The sequence below is a fragment of the Rhodococcus sp. no. 34 genome, from assembly GCF_054589475.1.
In genome coordinates this window covers 1-22,783 of the sequence record NZ_BAAILK010000049.1, presented here as the reverse complement: position 1 = coordinate 22,783, position 22,783 = coordinate 1, and the positions used below count along the sequence as shown (strand labels likewise).

At 63.0% G+C, this 22,783-nt stretch carries 16 protein-coding genes; 11 read left to right on the top strand and 5 right to left on the bottom strand.

The genetic code is table 11. The features are described 5' to 3' along the window. The 4 genes from ACYP01_RS28860 to ACYP01_RS28845 all read left to right on the top strand — a co-directional run. Positions 1-239 (top strand): FtsX-like permease family protein (locus ACYP01_RS28860; RefSeq protein WP_459683486.1); only part of this gene is annotated, 239 nt, incomplete at its 5' end. A 67-nt stretch (positions 240-306) separates the two neighbouring features. After that, positions 307-753, top strand: a complete 447-nt coding sequence (locus ACYP01_RS28855; protein WP_007736175.1) for a hypothetical protein — start codon at positions 307-309, stop codon at positions 751-753. A 107-nt stretch (positions 754-860) separates the two neighbouring features. Next, positions 861-2,036, top strand: coding sequence for an acyl-CoA dehydrogenase family protein (locus tag ACYP01_RS28850; protein WP_007736177.1), 1,176 nt, complete (start codon positions 861-863; stop codon positions 2,034-2,036). An 8-nt stretch (positions 2,037-2,044) separates the two neighbouring features. Further along, complete coding sequence (locus tag ACYP01_RS28845) at positions 2,045-3,175, top strand: acyl-CoA dehydrogenase family protein (RefSeq protein ID WP_099697869.1); 1,131 nt, start codon at positions 2,045-2,047, stop codon at positions 3,173-3,175. Positions 3,176-3,233: 58 nt separating this feature from the next. Here the strand turns inward: ACYP01_RS28845 and ACYP01_RS28840 are convergent, their stop codons facing one another. Continuing rightward, on the bottom strand, positions 3,234-4,580 hold the full coding sequence (locus tag ACYP01_RS28840) for a DUF5691 domain-containing protein (RefSeq protein ID WP_158171017.1): 1,347 nt from the start codon (positions 4,578-4,580) through the stop codon (positions 3,234-3,236). 104 nt (positions 4,581-4,684) lie between these two features. On the opposite strand from ACYP01_RS28840, the gene ACYP01_RS28835 reads away from it, so the two are divergent. Next, entirely contained in the window at positions 4,685-5,914 is a 1,230-nt protein-coding gene (locus tag ACYP01_RS28835; protein ID WP_459683482.1) for a hypothetical protein, read from the top strand. Positions 5,915-6,050: 136 nt separating this feature from the next. Beyond that, positions 6,051-6,821 carry a hypothetical protein gene (locus ACYP01_RS28830; protein WP_459683480.1) on the top strand — a complete coding sequence of 257 codons (771 nt, stop codon included), beginning with the start codon at positions 6,051-6,053 and terminating at the stop codon, positions 6,819-6,821. A 2-nt stretch (positions 6,822-6,823) separates the two neighbouring features. Here ACYP01_RS28830 and ACYP01_RS28825 read toward each other — a convergent pair whose 3' ends face one another. After that, complete coding sequence (locus ACYP01_RS28825) at positions 6,824-7,771, bottom strand: aldo/keto reductase (protein WP_007732210.1); 948 nt, start codon at positions 7,769-7,771, stop codon at positions 6,824-6,826. 183 nt (positions 7,772-7,954) lie between these two features. On the opposite strand from ACYP01_RS28825, the gene ACYP01_RS28820 reads away from it, so the two are divergent. Genes ACYP01_RS28820 through ACYP01_RS28810 form a run of 3 tightly spaced genes read left to right on the top strand, consistent with a single transcriptional unit; the run spans position 7,955 to position 12,776 of the window. Beyond that, positions 7,955-8,380 (top strand): hypothetical protein, encoded by a 426-nt coding sequence (locus ACYP01_RS28820; RefSeq protein WP_007732212.1) that lies wholly within the window; start codon positions 7,955-7,957, stop codon positions 8,378-8,380. After that, the gene (locus tag ACYP01_RS28815; protein ID WP_459683477.1) at positions 8,380-12,483 is read left to right on the top strand and encodes a cation-translocating P-type ATPase; all 4,104 of its coding nucleotides are present in this window, start codon (positions 8,380-8,382) and stop codon (positions 12,481-12,483) included. Before ACYP01_RS28820 ends, ACYP01_RS28815 begins: the two co-directional genes overlap by 1 nt. A gap of 11 nt (positions 12,484-12,494) precedes the next feature. After that, positions 12,495-12,776 (top strand): hypothetical protein, encoded by a 282-nt coding sequence (locus ACYP01_RS28810; RefSeq protein WP_030536904.1) that lies wholly within the window; start codon positions 12,495-12,497, stop codon positions 12,774-12,776. A gap of 69 nt (positions 12,777-12,845) precedes the next feature. Here ACYP01_RS28810 and ACYP01_RS28805 read toward each other — a convergent pair whose 3' ends face one another. After that, complete coding sequence (locus ACYP01_RS28805; protein WP_459683759.1) at positions 12,846-18,329, bottom strand: ATP-binding protein; 5,484 nt, start codon at positions 18,327-18,329, stop codon at positions 12,846-12,848. 542 nt (positions 18,330-18,871) lie between these two features. After that, positions 18,872-19,645, bottom strand: coding sequence for a hypothetical protein (locus ACYP01_RS28800; protein ID WP_459683475.1), 774 nt, complete (start codon positions 19,643-19,645; stop codon positions 18,872-18,874). 215 nt (positions 19,646-19,860) lie between these two features. Between ACYP01_RS28800 and ACYP01_RS28795 the strand changes: the two genes are divergently transcribed. After that, positions 19,861-20,592 (top strand): GNAT family N-acetyltransferase, encoded by a 732-nt coding sequence (locus ACYP01_RS28795; RefSeq protein WP_003945124.1) that lies wholly within the window; start codon positions 19,861-19,863, stop codon positions 20,590-20,592. 53 nt (positions 20,593-20,645) lie between these two features. Then, positions 20,646-21,620 carry a sigma-70 family RNA polymerase sigma factor gene (locus tag ACYP01_RS28790; protein ID WP_003945115.1) on the top strand — a complete coding sequence of 325 codons (975 nt, stop codon included), beginning with the start codon at positions 20,646-20,648 and terminating at the stop codon, positions 21,618-21,620. 92 nt (positions 21,621-21,712) lie between these two features. Here ACYP01_RS28790 and ACYP01_RS28785 read toward each other — a convergent pair whose 3' ends face one another. Next, a complete protein-coding gene (locus tag ACYP01_RS28785; RefSeq protein ID WP_042923411.1) occupies positions 21,713-22,123 on the bottom strand; it encodes a VOC family protein in 411 nt (136 codons plus the stop codon). Positions 22,124-22,783 lie beyond the last annotated feature (660 nt).

The following is a 22,783-nucleotide window of genomic DNA, read 5'->3' as shown; positions in this document are numbered from 1 at the left end:
ACCTCGAGTCGGTGCTCATCGCGGTGTACGGCGCGGCGGTCGGAGTTGTTCTCGGCATCGCGTTCGGTTGGGCCTTCGTGAGCACTCTCGCGGATCAGGGCCTCGACAAGATCACGATCCCGTGGGGTCAGGTGGTCGGAATGCTGATCGGCTCGGGTGTGGTGGGTGTCTTGGCGGCGCTGTGGCCGGCCAACCGAGCGGCCAAGACGAAGCCGCTCGAGGCGATTGCAGACATGTAGGGCCTTCGGCCCCGTGCGCACTTTTGGTAGCGGTAACAGCCGAAAGTGCGCACGGTACCGTTGCCACATGAGCACCCTTCAAGAAGTCGGCGAACGTGAATCCTGGCGCTGCTGGCTGTGTGACGAACCGGTCGATCCCGATATGTCCGTCAATGATCCGCGCGGCCCGAGTATCGACAGCATCAACACCGCAAAAAAGGGTGGCAAGACCAAAGGTGGCGTCGAACGCTTGGCGCACCGCGCATGCAACACCAAGAAGGGTGCGGTCAAACCTGTTGTGGAATGGCCGGATCGGCTGTTCGTCGTGGATCCCGCCCCGATCATCGGGGTCGTGGAGCAGCTCGAGCGAAAGGGTGGCCGCGTCGCCGTCGCTCGCTGCCCCGGCAAGGACGACGCCCAGGAAGCGTCGGATTGGTTGATCGATCGGTTGTCGCGTCTGGCTCCCGCGTTGAATGTCGAAACAAGTATCGACGCCGCGGGCGGGGGTTACCTGTTGGTCCTGAAAACCGTGTAGGGGGTCGGCCCTGAGTGCCGTCTTTTGCGGTACCTGTTCCGCCTCCATAGCTGTCGGGGTACGGTCGAACCGAACATGAATCCGGTTTCGAGTGCGAAGGAATCCCGATGAACCTGGCATTGACCGACGAGGAACTAGCGTTCCGCGACGAGATGCGGACGTTCTTCCGTACGCAAATCCCCGCGGACATCAGGGAGGCGTACGCCCACGGCGAGGAGTTGGGGCGCGACCGTATGGTCGAGGCGCAGCAGATCCTCAACGCTCACGGTCTGGCGGTACCGCACTGGCCGGTCGAGTGGGGCGGCAAGGACTGGACCCCGGTCCAGCACAACATCTGGCTCGACGAACTGCAGCTTGCGTCGGTTCCCGAACCTTTGGCGTTCAACGCCAACATGGTCGGTCCGGTCATCGCGGCCTTCGGCTCGCAGGAGCAGAAGGAGAAGTTCCTTCCGGCGACTGCCAACCTCGACATCTGGTGGTGCCAGGGATTCTCCGAACCCGAAGCCGGTTCCGATCTCGCTTCGCTCAAGACCCGTGCGGTCCGCGACGGCGACGACTGGGTCATCAATGGTCAGAAGACCTGGACGACGCTGGGACAGTACGCCGACTGGATCTTCTGCCTCGTGCGCACCAATCCCGATGCGCCCAAGCGTCAGGCCGGCATCTCGTTCATCCTTGTCGATCTGAAGACGCCTGGCGTCACGGTCCGCCCGATCAAGCTGATCGACGGCGGCTACGAGGTCAACGAAGTGTTCTTCGAGGACGTCCGCGTTCCGGGAGAGAACCTGGTCGGTGAAGAGAACCAGGGCTGGGGCTACGCCAAGTTCCTGCTCGGCAACGAGCGAACCGGTGTCACCCGCGTCGGTTTCTCGAAGGTTCGTCTGGCCCAGGCCAAGGCCCGCGCTGCCGAGGTCAAGGTCGGTAACGGAACACTGCTCGAAGATCCGCTCTTCGCCGCCCGTCTCGCCGAACTCGAAAACGAATTGCTTGCCCTCGAGCTCACTCAGCTCCGGGTGGTCGCCAGTTCCGCTGACGGCCAGCCGAACCCGGCGTCGTCGCTGCTCAAGCTTCGTGGCTCCGAATTGCAGCAGGCGAGCGTCGAACTGCTGATGGACGTGGCCGGCCCTGATTCACTGCCGTACGACGCGGGCAGCGACATCGCCTCCGCGAGCTGGGCACAGCACACTGCCCCGACGTACCTGAACTACCGCAAGGTATCCATCTACAGCGGATCGAGCGAAGTGCAGCGCAGCATCATCGCCTCCTCGATCCTCGGATTGTGAGGCGTGGCATGGACTTCGAACTCAACGACGAACAAAAACTTCTCCGCGACACCACCAAGGATCTCCTCGCGCGTAGCTACGACGCCGAGAAGCGCAACACGATCATCGACTCCGATCCCGGGTGGAGCCCGCAGGTCTGGAAGCAGTTGGCCGAGGTCGGCTTGCTCGGCCTGACATTCTCCGAGGACGACGGCGGCATGGACGCCGGCCCAGTGGAAATCGGCGCGGTCATGACCGAGATCGGTCGACGCTTGGCACCCGAGCCGCTACTCGACGCGGTCGTGACGCCGGGCGGCCTCATCTCCGAAGGTGGCAGTGCAGAGCAGCGCTCGTCGATTCTTCCCGGAGTGGCCGAGGGCACCACGTTCCTCGCGTTCGCCGACCAGGAACCCGGAATCCGTTGGCCGGCAACCGAACGGGCCACCGCGGCGGCCCAGGTCGACGGCGGCTGGACCATCACCGGTATCAAGAATCCCGTCGGCCACGGCGCGACGGCGGACATCTTGGTCGTGAGCGCTGCGCTCCCCGGCGGTGGCGTCGGACTGTTCCTCGTCAAGAGCGATGCCTCCGGTTTGGTACGCAAGTCCTACGCCACTCACGACGGGTTGCGCGGGGCGCAGATCGAGTTCACCGATACGCCGGCCGAAGCACTCGGTGAGGGCGGTGACGCTACTGCTCTGATCCAGGCCGCGCAGATCCGTGAGCAGGCCGCGCTGTGCGCCGAGGCTGTCGGAGCGATGGAAGAGGCGCTACGCCTGACCACCGAATACCTCAAGACGCGTAAGCAATTCGGGGTTCCCCTCGCAAAGTTCCAGACACTGACACACCGCGCCGCCGACCTGTACGTCTCGCTCGAGTTGGCACGCAGCATGAGTCTGTACGCAACGATGTCCCTTGCCGACGGCGTCGTCGATCCAGTGATCGCTTCGCGGGTGAAGTTGCAGATCGGGCGTTCGGCTCGGCTCATCGGCCAGGAGGCGATCCAGATGCATGGTGGTATCGGTATGACCGCAGAGTACCCGGTGGGGCACTACGTGAGCCGACTCGTCGCCATCGAGCACACCCTCGGCAGCACCGAAGATCACCTTCGGGTGTTGGCCGCCGGTGTGGCTGATCACGAGATGGTCAGCGTGGTCTGATCTTTCACGAACGACGAAGGGGTCGCATTCCGTTCCAAGGATGCGGCCCCTTCGTCGTTCAGCGGTGATTGCGCAGGACGTCCAAGCGGAGTCGGCGCTGCTCGATGTTGACGGCGCTGTCGGTGAATGCGTGTTGCCACCCGGGGTCACTCGTTCGGGCCGCCGCGTCCTGCAGAAGCGGTACGGCGTCGAAAGGGAAGCGCGCCTGCACGCTTCGCAGGGTGGAAAAGTGACTGTGACGCGAGTGGATGCCCAAGTCCTCACCCGTCGCAGCATGCTCCATCGCTTCGTTCTCCAAGGCATTCAACAACTTTTCGGCGACGGCCAGGGGCCATGGGCGGTCGATGCCGTCGAGTAGTGCGCTGCCGTCGACGCCCAGAAGGTACTCGTCCGCGTGGCCGGCAACGATGTACTCGACGCGCTCGCGTGGGTCCGCGATGGCGACGATTCTCCGGTCGGTCGTGCGCCCGTCCCGCTCCAGAAATGCCGACGCCCACGCGGTGTTCTTCTGGAGAACGGTTGCAGCAGTCCATGATTCGATCATCACTGCGCGCCATTGCTTCTCGATGGGGATGGTGAGGGCCTCGCGTGGCGAACCGGCCATAGATTCCCACAGCGTCAGCGGAGTGGCGGTCACGACTTGCCGTAACCACCAGCGCCGGATGCCCTTGTTCTTGTAGTGGACGTCTTCGATGCCGTCACGAAATGCGAGGTCGTCGAGCGAGCCGGGCAATCGGACGGCAAGGCGCGGCCGCAAGGGCTTCGTCTCGAGCCGCACCCAGGACCGAGCCCGAGTGACCATTCGAGAGGCAAACGGAGATCGGGGGAGTTGCCGTAGTAGTTGAATTGCACGCTCACGGACCCGCACGGCTGGATCGTCGAGTGCACGCTCGAGGAGCGCGTAGTCGTGTTCACCCAGCCCGACGTCGAGATGGTCGAGGAAGTGCAGCCGGCTTGCCGTGGCCTCGTCGTCCCAAGCGATCTCGAGCTCTTCGCTCGCCAGTTCCGGGTCGACCGTACGTATGTAATCGAACCAGGCCGTACGGTCGTCCCGATCGGGCGAAAGCCACAGCTCGTCCCGGCGTGATCCGATTCGTCGTAGCTGGGCCCAATCCGGGTTCTGCTCCGCCAGGTACTGCCCGCGTCGACCGGCGAGGCGAAGTAGCGCCTCGCGGTGCTCGGGATACTTCAGCGCGGCTTCCATGAAGAGCGGGACACTGGCCGCGGGCGCGAGGAATCCGCGTTGGTCGGCCATCGCGAACCATTCCGCGAGAGTCCAGGAACGTACTTGCAACAAGGACTGAAGTTGTTCGATCGCGAGGTCGGGAAGCAGCGGTTGAACTGCTGGATCAGTCTTCGATGCGCGCGAGTGACCTGCGTGCGCGTCTGATCGCAGGGAGGTCACCCGCCTACGGTATGGCAGGGGTGCGTCGAGCTGGGTCGCAGGGGTCGGGCGCGTGTCGGCAGATTCTGGAACAGTGGTAACCGGCACCCAGCAGGAGGCGTGAGATGACGGATGGCCGTGAGATGAGAGACGGAACTGACGACGTCTTTGTCGTGGCGTCGGTGACCGAACGGCGAACGCTCATCTCCACCCGAGTGAGGGAGTGGTGTGCGGCGGGAACCGTCGAGTCGAACCGGCCGGAGTTGTCCGATGATGTCGCGCTGCTGATTGCCGGGGGGTATGGGGACGAGTCGACGCGATCGATCCTGGCGAACCGGCGCAGTGTCGGACGTTCGTTCCCGGAGATCGGCGGCTTCTCGGAGTTGCGGTATCTCACCGACGAGCTGGCCCGCACCAGGCGTCGACTGCTCGCGACTCGCATCGGCCCTGTTCAGGTTGTCCTCGAACGACGGGTGCAGGCGCTCGAGAAGCGCGTTCAGTCGATGCGATCGGCGATCGTGCATTCCAATCGTCACTTCGCGAGCAGTGTCCGTGCCATCCGCAAGGACCGGCGCGACGGCCTGCATCTCGACGTCGAGCAACGCGAGGCTCTCTTTGCCGGGCTCACCCGTACACCGGTTCCTGCCAAGCTGCCGGTGGGGCTCGGTGTCGTGGCCAGCAGTGGAAACGCAGCACTCGACAAACTCGCCGCCCAGTTCGGGAAGGTCCAGGGAACCGGTGTCATCGCCGATGCAGGAAGGCGCATCGCGGAAGTCCTCGACGGACTGGTCGATTCAGAACCCGAGGGACGCGCCGGTGAGTACGACGCCTTGCTTTACCTCGCCGGGAATCTGTTCGACCGGATCGAAAGCTCCAGCGCGTGGCATTCCGACCACTTCGTCATTCAACGCAACCAACTCGACCTGGCCGACGAGATCACCCAGATCGCGGTCGACACCGTCGCGCTGCGTTCGATTCTTGCGGAGTTGGACGACGCGGCTGCACTGGCACGCGACGAGGGAACCCGAGCCGGAATCGCTTCGCGCAGGGAAGCGCTCGGCGCGGTCTGGGACCAGCTGGTCGAGCGCGTGGCTGCCCTCGCGCGGATCGGTGACCTGGTCGCACGGGCCGAGGATCAGTTGAGTTCGCAGCGCGCGGTTGCGCATGCAGCGAGCCTCGACAGCCGGATCGACGACCTACTTGCGCGCTCGGGCTCACGTGAACTTTCGGCTGCAAACACGCACTACGTCGGGGATCAATTCGACGGTGTGGAAGAGCTGATGTTCGCTCACCGGGCGGCGCTTTACGGGGACTTTGCACTGCTGACCTCTGGGAACGAGCGTCGGGCGCCGTAGTCAGGCCGTCGCCGGAGCTGTAAGGTCGGGGGTACTGACCGGCCACACGATCGAAGTAAAGGCCGGGATTTCGCTCAATGCTCGACCCCGATGCCGATCCGGTGATGCGGGCGTACCCGCTCGAGACAGGTCGATCATGGAAGACACCGCAAGCCGCGGCATCAATGCGTTCATTTCCGAAGCTACGCAGCGTGGGGGCAAGGCTGTCCGTCTCACGCACTCACGTCGTAATCCCGTCGAGGTGACGGGCGCTGACGGTGTCAGCCGAATCGTCCGCGTGCGGTCCAAGCTCGACGGTGACTGGCAGGCCAGGCGTCAGGACGAGTCGCTCGAGAGTGACGACACCCGCTCCGAGTTCTGGGTGTTCGTCGATCTGGCAGCAGATCCGCACGAGTTCTACATGTTGCCCTCCAACGAGGTCGCCGACGACATCCGTGCCGAGGTCGACCTGTGGATCATGGACAGCCCCGGACGTAATCGCACCGGCCATCACGCGATTCCGCGTGGGCGCGTCGTGCACGGTCACGATCGTTGGGATGCGCTGGGCTTGGCCGCGGTCAAGGATCCGAGCATTTACGTCGAGACCCCGGTTGCGACCAAGCGTAAGACGTCGCCAGTCGCCGCGAAGAAGCGTCGCGCCAGCGGTGTCGAGGAGATCGAAGTCGTCGACAATCGCCTCGAGATGACGGCTGATTGCCATGGATACCGCTGGGTCGGACGCTTCGACGAAAGCACCGAGGTCGTCGAGATCATGCGCGGACCGATGGAAGGCCGCCGATTCCCTGATCCGACCGCGGCCGCCAATGCCGTGACCGGTCACATTTCAGGCGACACCGAGAGCCATGACGGCTGGTCGTTTTGGACGATCAACAACACGGCCCTCGGCGCTCATCTCAAAACTGCCTGATTTCAGGCGCCGACTGCCGCCGACACCCGTTCGAGAGTGTCCAGTTCATTCGACGACAGCACCAGATTCGGGGCGTCCAGTAGCGCCGGGAGCTGCTCCGGCCGGCTGACGCTCGCGATCGGTGCGGTGATGCCAGGTCGAGTCAGCAGCCAGGCCAGCGCGACGGTCGAGATCTCGCTGTCGTGTGCCTGCGCGATTGTTGCCAGTTCCGCGACGACGTCGAGTCCGGCGTCGCTGAAGTATCCGGCGGTCAGCCGTTCGCGGGAGCTGCCTTCGATGTCCGCGCGGGTCTTGTATTTTCCGGTCAGGAAGCCGGAAGCGAGAGCGAAGTACGGGAAGACGCTGATGTTGTTGTCGGTGGCGATCTGGGCAAGTTCGGGTTCGTACGACTTGCGGTGAACCAGGTTGTAGTGCGGTTGCAGCGCGATGGGCGCGGCGTAACCGTTCTCCTCGGTGATCCGCAGCCACTCCCGGACGCGGTCGGGGCTGTAGTTGGAGATTCCGAGATAGCGAACCTTGCCCGCGACGACCAACGCATTGAAGGCTTCGAGCGTTTCTTCGAGCGGAGTCTGCGGGTCGTCGAAATGTGCGTAGTACAGATCGATGCAGTCCGTCTGCAGGCGCTGCAGCGACGCCTCAGCTGCGGCCGCGATGTTGTCGGCCTTCAGGCCCTTGAAATCGGGATGGCTACCGACCTTGGTGGCGACGACGATGTCGTTCTGCAGTCCCCGATCGGTGATCCATTTCCCGATGATCGTTTCGGATTCCCCACCGGAATTGCCGGGAGCCGACGCCGTGTACGAGTCGGAGGTGTCGATGAAATTTGCACCGGCTTCGGCGAACGAGTCGAGGATCTCGAAGGACGTCTTCTCGTCCGCGGTCCATCCGAAAGGGTTGCCGCCCAAGCTGAGTCGGAAGATGTCGAGGTCCGAATTTCCGATGATCGCCACTGTGTGGAACTCCCGTCGATGAAGGTGGTCGCTGCATCCCGCACCGTACCCTCTCACGGCGCTGGCGATGGCGCGCCCTCGCCAGGTTCGCCGAAAAATGTATCGGATCGTGATTGCCGCCGTCAGCGTTGGGTATGGCCTCAAATACTGAATTCTTCGATGGACTGCTGATAGGAGCGTCCGATGATGATTGTGGACGAAGCCACCCGCGTCGTTCGTGGTGTGGCAGACGCAACGACGACGGTGGCTGGAGCCGTCGGTGGTGGAGTGATCGGTGGCGTGACGGGCGGGATACGCGGAACGGCGGAGGGCGTCCGAGACGGAATTCGTGCGGGTAGTTCCTCGACGCCGACGGCGGTTCTCACGATGGCGGCCGTGGGTGCGGCGGGATTGGTGGAATGGCCGGTGCTCTTGGCAGTCGGCGGCACGGCCCTGGTACTCCACGAATGGGATCGCAAGAGCGGTCGGCCGGATCGCGAGGTCAAGGCGGTTGGCCGCACGAGCAAGCCGGAACAGGTAAAGAAGGAATCGAGCGGAAACTCCCACAAGGCGGCCGGCCGGTCACAGGATCGAACTCACAGTTCTTCGCACACTCGATCCACTCACTGATGTTCTCAGCGATGGCCCGGCGTGCGGTGTCGGTGGCAACTTTGCCTCCGCGTCTGGCGTTGTCGGGACTCGCGTTGGTGGCTGGTTCGACGATTCCGCGAACCGCTGTCAGTGACGTGGCGTTGCGGACCGGCACCCTCGCGTTGGCGGGTGTGGGGATGATTCCTGCAGCAGCGGGATCGATATTCGGTGCCCCGCGAATCCCAGGTTCCGCCTATGTCTCGGCGGCGGTGTCGGCGATCAATTATCAACCCCGGGTGCGTCGGCGAATCGAACAGCGCCTTGGCCGTTCGCTCACCGACTTCGCATTGGAGTCGGCGACGTCGTTCGCGGATGTTCTGACCTATGCGCCTGCGTCATTGGGCGTGGATTTCGGGCTGCGGACGATGCTGCTGCGCGAAACTCTGGCGGCGCGAAACTCTCGGCGGGTGTGGTCATTCGAACCTGGCGGTCGCGGTGCTTCCACGAGGCCTGACCCGAGTGGTCCGGGGGAGCGTTATGCCGACAGGATCGCTGGGGTTCAGCTGGCGGCCGGGGCTGCACTGGCTACCGTGTCCGCCGGCGGTGACACCGTCGCGACGAGTATCAAGGTTTCGGCGCCGCGGCCGCTTCGGATGTCGCGCGAATCATTCGCTGCTGGTGTGTCATACGGTCTGTGTCGGACGCACCACACCGCCGTTTCGGACTCTGCGGCTCTACGCATGCTCGATCGTATTGACACCGTCCTCGTCGATCCGAGCGTCCTCTTCGACGACTCGCTCCGGGTTTCCGACATACGAGAGGTGGCCGAGTCGGATCGCGTCGCAGTGTGGGAACAAGCCAGGAAAGCTCTGAACGACGGAACTGTCGGAGTGGGAAGGCACCGCATCGGCGGCGCCGAAGTGGTCGTGCGACCCGTGCGAAAAGGTCTGGCGGAAACACTGATAGGCGAAATACGTGCGGCCGGGGTCGCAGCCGTCACGATCGACGACGACGGGCTCGGATCACTGCGAAGTGGATTCGACGAGCTCTATCCGGCGCAATCGACTGCCGAAGCCGGCCTGCGCGAGGCTCTCTCGGCGTTGGTGGCCGAGGGTCGGACAGTTGCGATCGTGTCGAGTAGGGCGATAGCGGGGCAGGCAGTGCTACGCATCGGGATTTCACCACCGAGTGGCGAGCACGTGAGTGCCGACATCCACACCGACTTGGCCGGGGCGTGGCGGGTTGTCCATGCGCTCCCGGCTGCTCGAACAGCGACGAGGCGCGGTGTCGAACTCTCCTCAGGTTCTTCGGCATTGGGTGCCTTGATCATGCTTCCGGGAGTTCGAGGGGCAGGGCCGGGGCCGGTCACGGCTGGTTCGGCCGCGGGACTGTGGACCGGATACACCCTGTCCCGATCTGTGATTGAAGCGCCCGTCCCTGTCGGTACTCCGAGCGATACCTGGCATGAGATGGACGGTGATGTTGTCGTTCGCGAACTATCCGAATCCATCCGACATACACCGCACCGTGCGGAAGCTCGTGTGCGAGCGCCCGCACGGTTCAGGTTGATCCGTGACGGATTGTCGGCGTTGCGAAGAGAATTGGCGGATCCACTGACGCCTGTGTTGGCGACCGGCTCCGCTGCCAGTGCAGTCCTCGGTTCACCGGTAGACGCCGTCCTGGTCGGCTCGGTCTTGGTCGGCAATGCCGCGATGTCCGCTGTTCAACGGCTTCATTCGGAGCGGGCGGTGCAGCGGCTCTTGCGGACTCAGGAACCGGTAGCTCGGCGAGTAACCAACGACGGCACGGTCGAGACAGCGGCCGACGCGCTCGAACTCGGTGACGTCGTGGCAATCGAGTCCGGGGACATCGTGCCCGCAGATTGTCGCCTGTTGAGCGTCGAATCGCTGGAAGTCGACGAGTCGTCGTTGACGGGAGAGTCCCTGCCCGTCGACAAGCAGACCGACCCGACCCCTGGGATGCCACTGGCCGAGCGACGGTGCATGGCCTACGCAGGGACAACAGTGCTTGCCGGATCCGGTCGTGGCGTGGTCACGGCCATCGGAGCCCGAACGGTGACCAGGCGTGCCGATGTCGGTGTGTCCCGATCCGGACCTGCTGTGGGCCTGACCAACAGACTTCGCGAACTCACGAGGGCGACTCTGCCGGCCAGTATCGGCGGTGGGGCGTTGGTGACAGTCGCGGGTCTGCTTCGTGGTACCGGTCTGCGCCGCGCCGTCACCGGAGGTGTGGCCGTGGCTGTGGCTGCCGTGCCGGAGGGGCTGCCTCTGGTTGCCACTCTGGCTCAGCAGGCCGCAGCGCGAAGGCTCACTGCAGCAGGAGTGTTGGTTCGTGCGCCACGATCGATAGAAGCGCTCGGTCGTGTCGACGTGGTCTGCTTCGACAAGACCGGAACCCTCAGCGAGAACAAGCTACGGGTGGCCGCGGTCGAACGCGTCGACGGCTGGGACGAAAGCGAGATTCTGGAAGTTGCGGCGCGCAGTGCCTTGGGAAGTCGCGACGATCGCGTGTTTCATTCGACGGATGCTGCCGTCGTCGATGCAGCCCAGCAAGCTCTGGACGATGCTTCGGTTTTCGGTGACGTCGAGGCGAACAACCTCGTTCCGTTCAGGTCGGGGCGGCCGTACTCGGCAGCTTTGCTCGGCAGGCGGATCGCACTCAAAGGTTCGCCGGAATTCGTGACCGAAGCAGGACGAGATCCGAATGCTGTGTCGGCGAAGCACGTTCAAAGCATGGCCGGACGCGGACTGCGGGTGGTTGCCGTCGCCCAGCGCGAGTTGTCGGAACACGACGCGCGACGCGCAGGCGAAGACTCGCAATTTCTCGAACAGTGTTGCTCCGAGGGGTTGGAAGCGGTCGGCCTTCTCGGACTCTCGGACACGCTCAGACCCGAAGCAACGCAACTTGTTCGAGAACTTCGAGGCGACGGACGGCAAGTGCGCGTGCTGACCGGGGATCATCCGACAACAGCGGCCGCGGTCGCCACCGAACTGGGGTTGGACGTCGCACGCGAGGATGTTGTCACCGGTCCTGACTGGGAGAACTTCTCTCGGGCCGAAAGACGGGATGCGGTCCGCGGCAGCAGCGTCTTTGCGCGCGTGACACCCGAGCAGAAGGTCGAGATCGTGCAAGCGTTGGAGACCGACGGGCGGGTGTGCGCCATGGTCGGTGACGGCGCGAACGATGCTGCGGCGATCCGAGTTTCCAGCGTGGGAATCGGGGTGTCGTCGACCGACAGTGATCCGGCGCGCGGCGCCGCAGACATCGTGCTCCTCGACGGCCGTGTCGGCGGACTGACCGACGCATTGGACGAGGGCAGTCAATTGTGGCGGCGGGTCAGATCAGCGGTAGGGGTTTTGCTCGGAGGCAACGCGGGTGAAGTCGCATTCGCGCTGATCGGTTCTGCGTTGTCCGGCGAATCACCGCTCAACGCAAGGCAGTTGCTACTGGTCAATCTGATGACGGACGCCTTGCCCGCTGCCGCGCTTGCGGTGAGCACCCCGTCCGAGAACGGATCCGAGAAGTCCGAACAGATGGACGCTCATGCGTTGTGGCAGACGATCGCTGTCCGCGGCGGTGCCACGGCAATCGGTGCGCTGGCAGCGTGGCTTCTGGCCCGGGCGAGCGGTAGGAGGCGGCGAGCGTCGACGGTGGCGTTGGTTGCCCTGGTGGGCACCCAACTGGGGCAGACGCTGCTCGAATCACGCAGTCCGCTGGTGGTCGCAACCGTTGCCGGATCCGCTGCGGCGCTGGCGACGCTCGTCAGCACACCCGTGGTGAGCCAATTTCTCGGTTGCACGCCGCTCGGTCCCATCGCCTGGGGCCAAGCGGTGGGCTGCGCGTCGGCGGCGACGCTGCTCGCGGCGCTGGCCCCGCGGGCGTTGGAGCGGATTGCCGCAACTGAGGAGAACGCGAACGGTCAGTCGACGATTCGCAAGATCCCGACGCGAACGAGCACTGCGTACACCTCCCGAACCGGGGGAGTCAACGCCCGCGACAGCGTGGAAATCAGCGACGTGGAAATCAAAGAAGCGGAAACCGGTGAATCGGACACGCTTGTGAGCGTCGCTGCTGGAAGTGACACGTCGCCGAACTCCCGGGCGACCCGAGATGAATCCTGAGGAATCGTGACATGTCCCAGAACACCGTCGACCACACGAACCCCGTCGATCACCGCGCGGTAGTCGAATCCGTCCGTTCGGCACGGAGCTTCGAGTTGGAGCTACCGATCGTCGGTGCCATCCCTGTTCCGAGACCCGAGCAGATCGCCTACTTTGCGGTGATGGGACTGATGGTCGCCTTCGAGATCATCGAGTGGCCCGTGGCAGTCACCATTGCAGCGGGGCATCTGCTCGCAACAGAGCAGCACAATCACGTCCTCGAAGAGATCGGAGAGGCGCTCGAGGGCGTCTGACGCAGGCGCTGCCTGGACACAAATCGAGCGGCCCCGCATTTCGCGGGACCGCTCGACGTGCGGAGAAACTTACTGCGCGAGTGCGCGCTTCATGCCGCGTTCGACTGCTGCGATGATCTGCGGACGCAGTTCTGCGGCAGGGACGATCTCATCCACCGAGCCGACCTCTCGGGCCCGCTGGATGTTGTGGATCGCTTCGAATTCGGATGCCACTTCGCCGAGCTTGTCGGAGCGGACGGCGATGCGCTGAGCGTTCAGTTCTACGCGCAGATGTGCTTTCTCCGTGTCATCCTTGGCTGCTGCCAAGTCTGCCTCCAGTTGCTGCACCTTCGGGTCGTTGTTGGTGCGTGTGTTCACCTCACGGGTGAAGACCACTGCGGCGGCGGGGGCGCCGCCGAGTACCGACGCGAACGAGCCTTCGACAGCAAGAACTTCCATGTTGTCGTTGAGCGCACCGGAGAACACGACGAACGCGCCGCCGTGGTAGCGGGAGACGACGCAGAACACGATCGGTCCGTCGAAGTTGACGATGGCGCGGCCGATCTCGGCGCCGTACTCGAGCTGGATGTTGCGCAGCGACTCCGGGGAACCGTCGAAGCCGGACAGGTTGGCCAGCACCACGATCGGACGGTTGCCGCTCGCAGCATTGATCGCGCGGGCAGTCTTCTTCGACGAGTTCGGGAACAGCGTTCCCGACGTCCAGGTGTCGGGACCGTCGGCGGGGAAGTGCCCCTTACGTGGGATCGCGCGGGATTCGATGCCCACCACTGTGACCGGATGTCCGGCGAGGTGCGCGTCCAGAACGACCGAGGTGTCGGCGCCGGCCATGTCGGCCCAACGCTCGAGAACAGAGTGGTCCTGGTCGACCACCGAACGCATCACGGTGCGAATGTCGAAGGGCTTCTTGCGATCCGGGTTCTTCGCCGAGGAGAAGATGTCGCCGACCGTCTCGAAGTCGCTCGACGGGTGGGTGTGCGGGAAGCTACGCACGTCGCGATCGACGGGGTCCGTCGTCGCTGCGCGGCGCGGGAACCGTTCGCCGGGAGCGAGGTACGAGTGTGCGTAGTGACGGAACAGGATCTCGCACGCCGCAGTGAGGTCGGGGGCCCAGTACTGCGCCTGGCCGTTGGGGCCCATGACGCGGTCGTAACCACCGATACCGAAGTTGTCCTCGGCCGACACACCACCGGAGTAGTCGAGAGACTGCTTGCCGGTCAGCACCATCGCGCTGTCCGGGGTCATCACCAGAATGCCCTTGGTGTGCATCAACATGGTGGCTTCGGCGTTCCAGTAGGGCTGAGCGCCGACGTTGATGCCCGTGACGACGATGTTGATCTCGCCGCCGTTCTGGGTGAAGGTGATGATTCGGCGCAGGCCGCGGGAGACCCAGTCCATGTTCTCGGTGCCGCTCTCCATCGAGATGGTGGCACCGGAGGACAGTGCAAACCACTCGACCGGAGCGTTCAACTTCTCGGCCAGGTCGATGGCAGCGACGACGCGTGAGCATTCGGCCTCGGCGACGGTACCGAGCGCCTTGGTGGGGTCACCGAATAGCGCGACACGGGTCATTCCCTCGGGATAGCGCGGCGTCGGCGTGTTCACGAGGCCGACGACGATGCCGGCCTTGTTGAGACCGTACGGACGCTCGACAGGTGACAGGACGCCCGCTTCGTCGAAGTCGTGCTCGACGAAGGTGCCCTTGGTGCCGGTCAGGAGTGGAATCAGCTCGTACGGGTACACAGTTCCGCGTGCCCGCGAACTCTGGACCTTCTGGGCGTACGCGTCGAGGGGGAGCAGCGGTTCAGTGGGAGGCGTGGTCTTGTTGATGACCACACCGGCACCTGCGCGGTAGGAGAATCGCAGCGCAACTTCCTTGGGCGCGCCGCCCTTTCGGTCCTTCAGGCGGGTGATGAGTGTGATCTCTTCTAGCCCGGCGCCGACGGTCAGTCGGGCTGCGTTCTGAGCGATCACGGAGAAGCGTTCGCTGGGAACGTCGGCGACCGGCCACACGTACAGCACGACGCGGTTGGCTGCCAGTCGACGCTTGTCTCCGCGCTGGGACTGCGCACGGCGGATGCCGTCGAGGCACGCGGCAAGTGTGCGCTCGATGGCCGGAAGCGCAACCATCTGGCCTTCGTCGTCCAGCTGCGGTGTCACGTCACGGATTTCCGCGAGAGCGATCAGGCGCTCGTCCTTCGGGTTCTCCTTGGCGGAGAGGTGGAACAGGTAGGTGTTCTCCGGAGCCGGCAGACGCTTGCCGTTGAAGTTCTTCAGACGCCACATGTCCAGACGCTGACCCGTGAGCGGATGCATGTCGCGGATGATGTTGTCCTCGACCAGTTCACCGTCGATCGGGCGGAAGGTGACCCAGCGGACCGGCTCCCCATTCGGATTGCAGATGATCACAGTCGCGCGGCGAGACCGTGTGATCGTCTCGTTGCGCGAGAGTTCGGTGCGCAGCGTCTCGACGAGCGTGTCGCCGTCGGCGGGCTGATTCGGCCAGTCGAGGTAGATGTCGACTACCAGCCCGCGACCGGATGGAGCATCCTGCGCGATCGTGGCGACATCGTCGAGAGCCGTACCGAGAGCGTCGAATTCGGCCACCGTCGAGACCAGATGCAGCCCGTCGCCCTTGAGGTCGAAGTTACCGGTCACGAAACGGCGGTCGACGTGCTCGAAAACGCGGACGTCTTCGAACGAGTGAATCTTGTAGTAGCGACGCGTGATGACCTCGAGCAGAGGGCCGCCATCGCGGTTGCCGAGGCCGATCTTTCGACCCAACAGGTCCAGGAGCGGTTCGGGAGTGGCGACGAGATTGGCGATTCGCTCGTCGAAATCGGCAGCGTCCGGCTGCTCTTCGAGGTAGGCGAGGTTGCCGCGTACTCCGTCGTAGACGTCTTCGCGAACCTTGCGGATGCGCGGCTCGTCGAAGAACCGGAAGCGAAGGTTGCGGGCGACGTCGCCGATGACGGGGTAGCGGACCTGCGTCGCGACGATGAGTCGATCGAGAACCTCGTTGAGCTCCTGCGCCGAGCAACCGGGTGCCTTGTCGCCGACGAGCCAGCCTTCGAGAAGTGCTGCAATGACCGGGATTTGGGCTTCCATGCGCTGCAGAGCCAGGAAGAGTCGGTACACCGCTTCCTCGACGGCCTGGCGATCGTCCAGATCGGTGACGTCGTAGTGGCGAAGTGCCCGTTCGAGTCTCGTGCGGAACGACGCCGGCAAACCTTCGCGCTCGGAGTCGAGTGAGTGCAGGAAGGTGTGGAAGTGCTCGCGGGGGCTGTGGACGGATTCGTCCTTCGCGGACTCGCCCGAGGTGGGCTTGTTGCGCGAGAGTTCGCAGATGTCGGCGAAGGTGGTCAGCACAGCCAGTTCTGCCTGGACCAGTTCGCGGTCCTCGGATTCGAGTGCGCTGCGAAGTGCGTCGTATTCGGCCAGAACAGCGTTTGCGTGCTTGCCGCTGACGTCGTAGCCACTGATCATCGCGGTCAGTGCTTCCAGCTGTGCCAATGCATCTGCGCGGGTATCGGATCCGGAAGTTGCTGCGGGAAGATCGAATTGGACTCGCGGAGCCTTCTCCGTGACAGCTTCCTCACTGACCTGATCGACGCGCAGGAGCGGCGCGCCGGCATCGACCTGAGAGTTGACGGTAGCGAGAACTTCACGCACCTTGCCCGCGTACGGTGCGCGAACTGCGGTCTCCATCTTCATGGATTCGAGTACGACCAGGGTGGAGCCGGCTTCGACGTCGTCGCCGACCGCGACCGGTACAGCCACCACGACGGCGGGAGCCGGTGCGCGGACCACTCCGGCGTCGTCCTGGCTGATCTGGTGGCTGATGCCGTCGACCTCGACGAGATAGCGAGCCGGGCTCACGACGGAAACGACGTGGAAGCGCCGATCACCGATCACCAGCCGTGACTCGAAGTCGCCGAGACGATCGACGTCGACCTCGATGTCGCCGGCGTCTCCGTCGACGCGGTAGCGGTGCGGGCCGATACGCCCGACGGTCAGTTTGTATGCCTGACCTTGGTAGTTGAGCTCGACGGTACGGCCGATCGCGTGATTGGCGCGGGGACGGCCGCCACGTGCCGAGGCGAGGAAGGCCGCACGCTCGAGGGACTCCTCGGCGTCGTAAGCATCGATGGCGGTGGCGATCAGTGCGACGTCCGCGCGACGAGTGGTGCCGGTGAGGGCGCCCGTGCGGTCGAGCCAGCCGGTATCCGCGGATGCCGAGATGACCTCGTCGCGATCGAGTAGATCGAGGAGGAACGACTTGGTGGTGGTGCCGCCGTCGAGTACGACTGTGGTTTCACGAAGGGCGGTACGCAGGCGCGCAAGTGCCTCGGAGCGGTTGCGGCCCCAGGCGATGACCTTCGCGACCATCGAGTCGTAGTCGGGCGGAATGACGTCCCCGGCAGCGATGCCGGTGTCGACCCGGATGCCGGAGCCGAGCGGGAACTTGAGGAGCTGAACCGTGCCGGGTGCCGGCGCGAAATCGTTGTCCGCGTCCTCTGCGTTGAGGCGGGCTTCGACGGCGTGGCCGAATGCGGGCGGGCAGTCACCGACCAATTCGTCACCACTGGCGACCAGAATCTGCAGTTTGACGAGGTCGATTCCGGTGGTGACCTCGGTGATCGGGTGCTCGACCTGCAGACGGGTGTTGACCTCGAGGAACGTGAAGAGCTTGTTCTCGGGCTGGTAGAGGTATTCGACCGTGCCTGCGCCCTGGTATCCGGCTGCCTTGACCAGTTCGGCGGACACCTTCTTGAGGTGGTCAGACTGTTCTTCGGTCAGGACGGGGGAGGAGGATTCTTCGATGACCTTCTGGTTGCGACGCTGAATCGAGCAGTCGCGAACGCCCGGAGCCCAGACATTGCCGTGGTTGTCGGCGATGACCTGTACCTCGACGTGGCGTGCATCGGTGACAAGGCGTTCGAGGAAGACGACGGGGTCGCCGAAGGACCGCTCTGCTTCGCCCTGCGTGCGCTCGAGTGCAACTTCGAGTTCGTCTTCGGCCCAGACCTTGCGGATACCGCGTCCGCCGCCGCCGCTTCGGGCCTTGATGATCAGGGGATATCCGATGGACTGAGCATGACGACGAGCGTCGGCGCGCGTTTCGACCGGTCCGCCGCTCCACGGGGCGACCGGTACGCCGACCTTCTCGGCCAGGATCTTGGCGGCAACCTTGTCGCCGAGCAGGCGCATCGCGTCGGCGCTCGGGCCGATGAACGTGATGCCCAGTTTCGCGACGATCTCCGCGAAGGCGGGATCCTCGGCCACGAAGCCCCAGCCGACCCAGACTGCGTCGGCCTTGGCTGCGAGCAGTGCTCGCTCGAGTTCGGCGTAGTCGAGGTACGGGCTACCGGTGCCGGTGCTGCGCAGGGTCACGCCCTCATCGGCCTGGCGGACGAACATGGCGCGGCGCTCGGCCTCGGTGTGCAGTGCAATGACGCGAATGCCGTAGTCGTGTTCGGCGTTCAGTTCGCGTACAGCCCTGATCAGCCGGACCGCGGCCTCACCTCGATTGACCACTGCGATTCGTTTGAACATTGTCACTGCCACCGTCCTTGATGAGATTCTTCGTCACGTACGTTGCGATATGAGCCGACCGTGTCCCACATACCCGGATTCCCCGGTTCGTGAACTACGCCGCGATGCGCTGTGTTTCCCCCGGTTGCGCGTCGGCAAGTGATTGCCCTTCCGGTTCGTCGAGTCCCCTGCGCTGAAGCACTGTGTGCACCGAAGCGCTGTGTGCGCTGAGACACTGTGTGCCTTGTGTGCCACCCTGCAGGCGTGGACTCAGAACCGCTCCAATCACGAATCAGCAACATATTGTGTCTGCTTCCAGGGAATCCCTGGTTTATCTAAGAATGCAGTATGTCGACGCTCATGTCACCTGGGCGAATTGAAGAATATTAGTCAACGTGAACCACGGTTACACATATGGCGTTAAATCATTGCGGTGCAATGGAATTCGGACTTGTGACACGGATCACGATGGTAATGAGATCGGCAAGAAAGTGAATACTCACTGGTAACAAAATCGCATATTCGGAGAATTCTCTGGGTTGCTCGATTATTACTGATCGGTACTACTCGCGAGTATTTTTTATGTCCGGTCGGACCGTATTCGAGAAATCGCGTTCGATGGTTGCGATGTGCTTTGCGATCGCGTCGAGTCCTGAGGGAGGGAGGTGCAATCCGTTGCCGAGAGCAAGTGAAGTCCGCTTGAAGTGCTCCACGAGTGGTTCGTATTTCGTGACCAGTCTCAGCCTGTCGGTCTCGCTCAGGTACTTCACGCTTCCCGCGTTGTCGACGAAGTCGCTGAACTTCACGAGGAACACTGCGGGATCCGCTATCGCGCGGATGACGTGATCCTGATATCTGGCGGTGGTGTTGTCGCATGGGTAGTCGATTGGATTGGTCACTGCCTCAACAAGTTCGGAGATTCTGTGGCCGAAGCGCGAGGCGATGAGTGTTGACGCACGTTCCTGCGCTTCGGATGCGGACATGTCGTCTGCAGTCTGGCCACCGAGGAGCGCGATGACGGCGTGTGGTCGGTCCTCGACCGTGTCGTGAAGTGCGGTTGCGCTCAGGATCTCGACATCGGAGCACCCGTACCGAAGCAGCCGCAATACATTTCGTAGGGGATGAACGATGTAGGGATCCTCGTCGGACTTGATCCCGTTCTTTCTGAACTGATCGAGGTGCGCAAGGGTAGCGACCTCCATGGCGAGCCGTAGGGTTTCACCCGGGATCGCCAGCTCGTCGACGGCGCTCTCGATGGCGAAGACCAGCGTTGCAGCGTCCATCTCCTTCAGGGGCAACTGGTCGAATGCGGACCTGATCGGGTCGGAGTTGCTCATGCCAAATAGCCTTCCGGTTGGTGAGGCGTCGCGACGAATGTCCTGGTGCAGATCTGCAATCGAGCCCTGATTGACGCCGGAAATACAGGTCGAGGTCAGAATCATCTTGATTCTATCCGGCGACTACGACAGCAAGTGTTCCTAGCGTTGTCATAGAGGTGGGCGGGGAGGTTCGTTCGCCTCCATCACAGGCAAATAGGGCAGGAAGAGGTTCGATGACCACGGAGGCGACCCTGGCGTCGTTTGTCGAGACAGTTGACACGGATGTCGACACCCATCCGCTGGACGATCCTGTGCGACAAGGACTTCGCGGACATCATGCGCAATTCGCTCGCTGGGCAGGGAGAGTTGCGCGATACGACCCGACGGTCGCGCCGTTTGTCGGTCATCCGCCCGAGTTGGACGCCGAGGACTGGGAGAACCTACTCACACTCGTAGGTCCTGGCGGCACAGTAGGTTTGCGAGGATTTGATCACCGCCCGCCGGAAGGGTGGCGCGTTGTGGATCAGTTCGGCTCGGTGCAGATGGACGGATCCGCACTCGAAGTCTCCGTTGATCCGTCGGTCGAACTTCTCGGAACGGGCGACGTTCCCGAAATTCTGGCATTGATCGAGCGCACCAAGCCAGGACCGTTTCTTCCTCGTACCGTCGAGATGGGCAGTTACTACGGCATTCGCGTCGACGGAAGACTTGTTGCCATGGCGGGGGAGCGGTTGCACCCTCCGGGATGGACGGAAATCAGTGCGGTGTGCACTGACAGCGACTTTCGGGGTCGAGGCCTGGGTACGACGCTGATCCGTGCCGTCGCTGCCGGGATTCGCGAGCGCGGCGAGCTGCCATTTCTCCATGCAGTGCAATCGAATACGAATGCGATCAGACTCTACGAATCGCTGGGGTTCGTTCTCCGGAAGAGATCCAGGTTGACTGCGGTGCAGGCGCCTGCCTGATCGAATTCTCGCCGACGCCTGTGTTTCGGGCGCTCGGCCACTAGTCTGAACAAATGACAGTCGATCAGGCGTTGGACAGTGATTTCCTCACTCTTGCCGATCCGTACCGCCGCGAGTTGCTGGCGCACTGCTATCGCATGATGGGGTCGATTCACGACGCCGAAGACCAGGTCCAGGAGACGTTCATCCGGGCTTGGCGCGGGTTCGACGGTTACAAGGGCCAGTCATCTCTCAGGACCTGGCTCTACCGCATCGCGACGAATACCTGCCTGACCGCGCTGGAGGGGAGATCGAGGCGTCCCCTCCCGACCGGCCTCGGCGCACCTAGTTCGGACCCGGCCGACGATTTGATCGAGCGCAACGAGATTGCCTGGTTGGAACCGATCGCCGATTCTGCGTTGGGCGACGTCAATGATCCGGCCGTCATGGTCGTCAATCGCGATTCGGTCAGGCTCGCGCTTGTTGCCGCTTTGCAGCACTTGTCCGCGCGCCAACGTGCGGTTCTGGTTCTACGTGACGTTCTCCAGTGGAAGGCGTCGGAAGTTGCGGAGGCGCTGGACACCACAACCACTGCGGTAAACAGCCTGCTGCAGCGGGCTCGCGCGCAGATCAATCACATCGGACCCACCGAGGACGATCTCGTGGAACCGACTACCGAGGCTGCCCGGAAGTTGCTTCGCGACTACGTGCACAGCTTCGAGAGCTACGACGTCGAGGCCATCGTCGAACTGTTCACGCGCGAAGCCATCTGGGAGATGCCTCCGTTCGAGGGTTGGTACCAGGGCCCCGAGGCAATCGGGCAACTCATCGGAACCAAATGCCCGGCCGACGGACCAGGAGCGATGCGCCTACTTCCGACCGCTGCGAACGGACAGCCGGCGTTCGGCCTCTACATGCGCGAGCCCGATGGTGTTCACCGCGCTTTCCAGTTGCACGTTCTCGATGTCACCGAGTCCGGGATCTCGCACGTGACGTGTTTCTTCGATCTGAGTCTGTTCGCACGGTTCGGATTGCCTGCCGAGCTGTAGGGGCCCTGCCGAGTTGTAGGGGCAAGGAGTTGCGCGAGCCCCCCCAGTATGGAGGGACCCGCGCGACTGCTCGTTACTGCTGTTGCTGTGCGTTACTGCTGGGGAACAGTCGCAGCCGGGTCCATCCACATGACCTCCCAGACGTGATTGTCGAGGTCGCGGAATGCGCGTCCGTACATGAAGCCGTGATCCTGGGGCTCCATCCACTTGCTGCCGCCGGCAGCAATCGCCGCGTCGACGAAGGTGTCGACTTCCTCCCTGCTGTCGGCCGACACACACATCAGTGCTTCACGAGCTTTCGACGTGTCGCAGATGTCGTCGGCGATGAAGTCCCCGAAACGCGGTTCGTTCAGGAACATGACGGTGGCGGAATCGCTGACGATCATCGAGACAGTGTTCTCGTCACTGAACATGTCGTTGAACTCGAAGCCGAGGCCACTGAAGAATGCACGGGTAGCGACGACGTCCTTGACCGGCATGTTGACGAAGAGAAGACGAGACATTGGGTGCTCCTTGAACTCGGTTGACTGATTACTGAACGCTTCGGTTCCTGTTGGTTCCTGCTCATACAGACCGCAGTGGGCGCAGAAAGTCATCGCGAGAAGCAAAAATTCGAGAAAAGTATCGCCTGTTAACCGGCGCCAGTGCTCTGACCTGGCGATTTGGTGTTGTGTTGATCTTCGCGTAACTTTGTCCAGGTCAGAGCGACACGGACACCGACTCCCACCTGCGAGGGTGAGTGACACGAGGTTGTACGAAGTGCCTGGCGAACACAATCCAGTTTTTCTTCACGGGGTTCCGGTTTGCGCCGGTGGCCAGGTTGGGATAGGCTGGAAAAGTTGCCCCGGAGCGGCGGCCATAAGGTCGTGGTGATGGTGTGTGCGTGTTCTTTGAGAACTCAACAGTGTGTCGATGAATGTCAGTGCCAAATATTTTTGGTACTTCACATGTCGGATGATGTTCCGGGCCTTCGGGTTTCGGTTCTGATGTTCGGGGTGTGAGTATTTTTCGTCGGTGATTGTTCATTCTTCCGTCTGAATGGTTGCCGACACATTTTTTGCTAGTTGAGTTTTTTGCTAGTGATTTGACTCTTTTTGTCTATGACTGATTAGCCGGCCTTCGGGTTGGTGATATCTAGAGTCTTCAACGGAGAGTTTGATCCT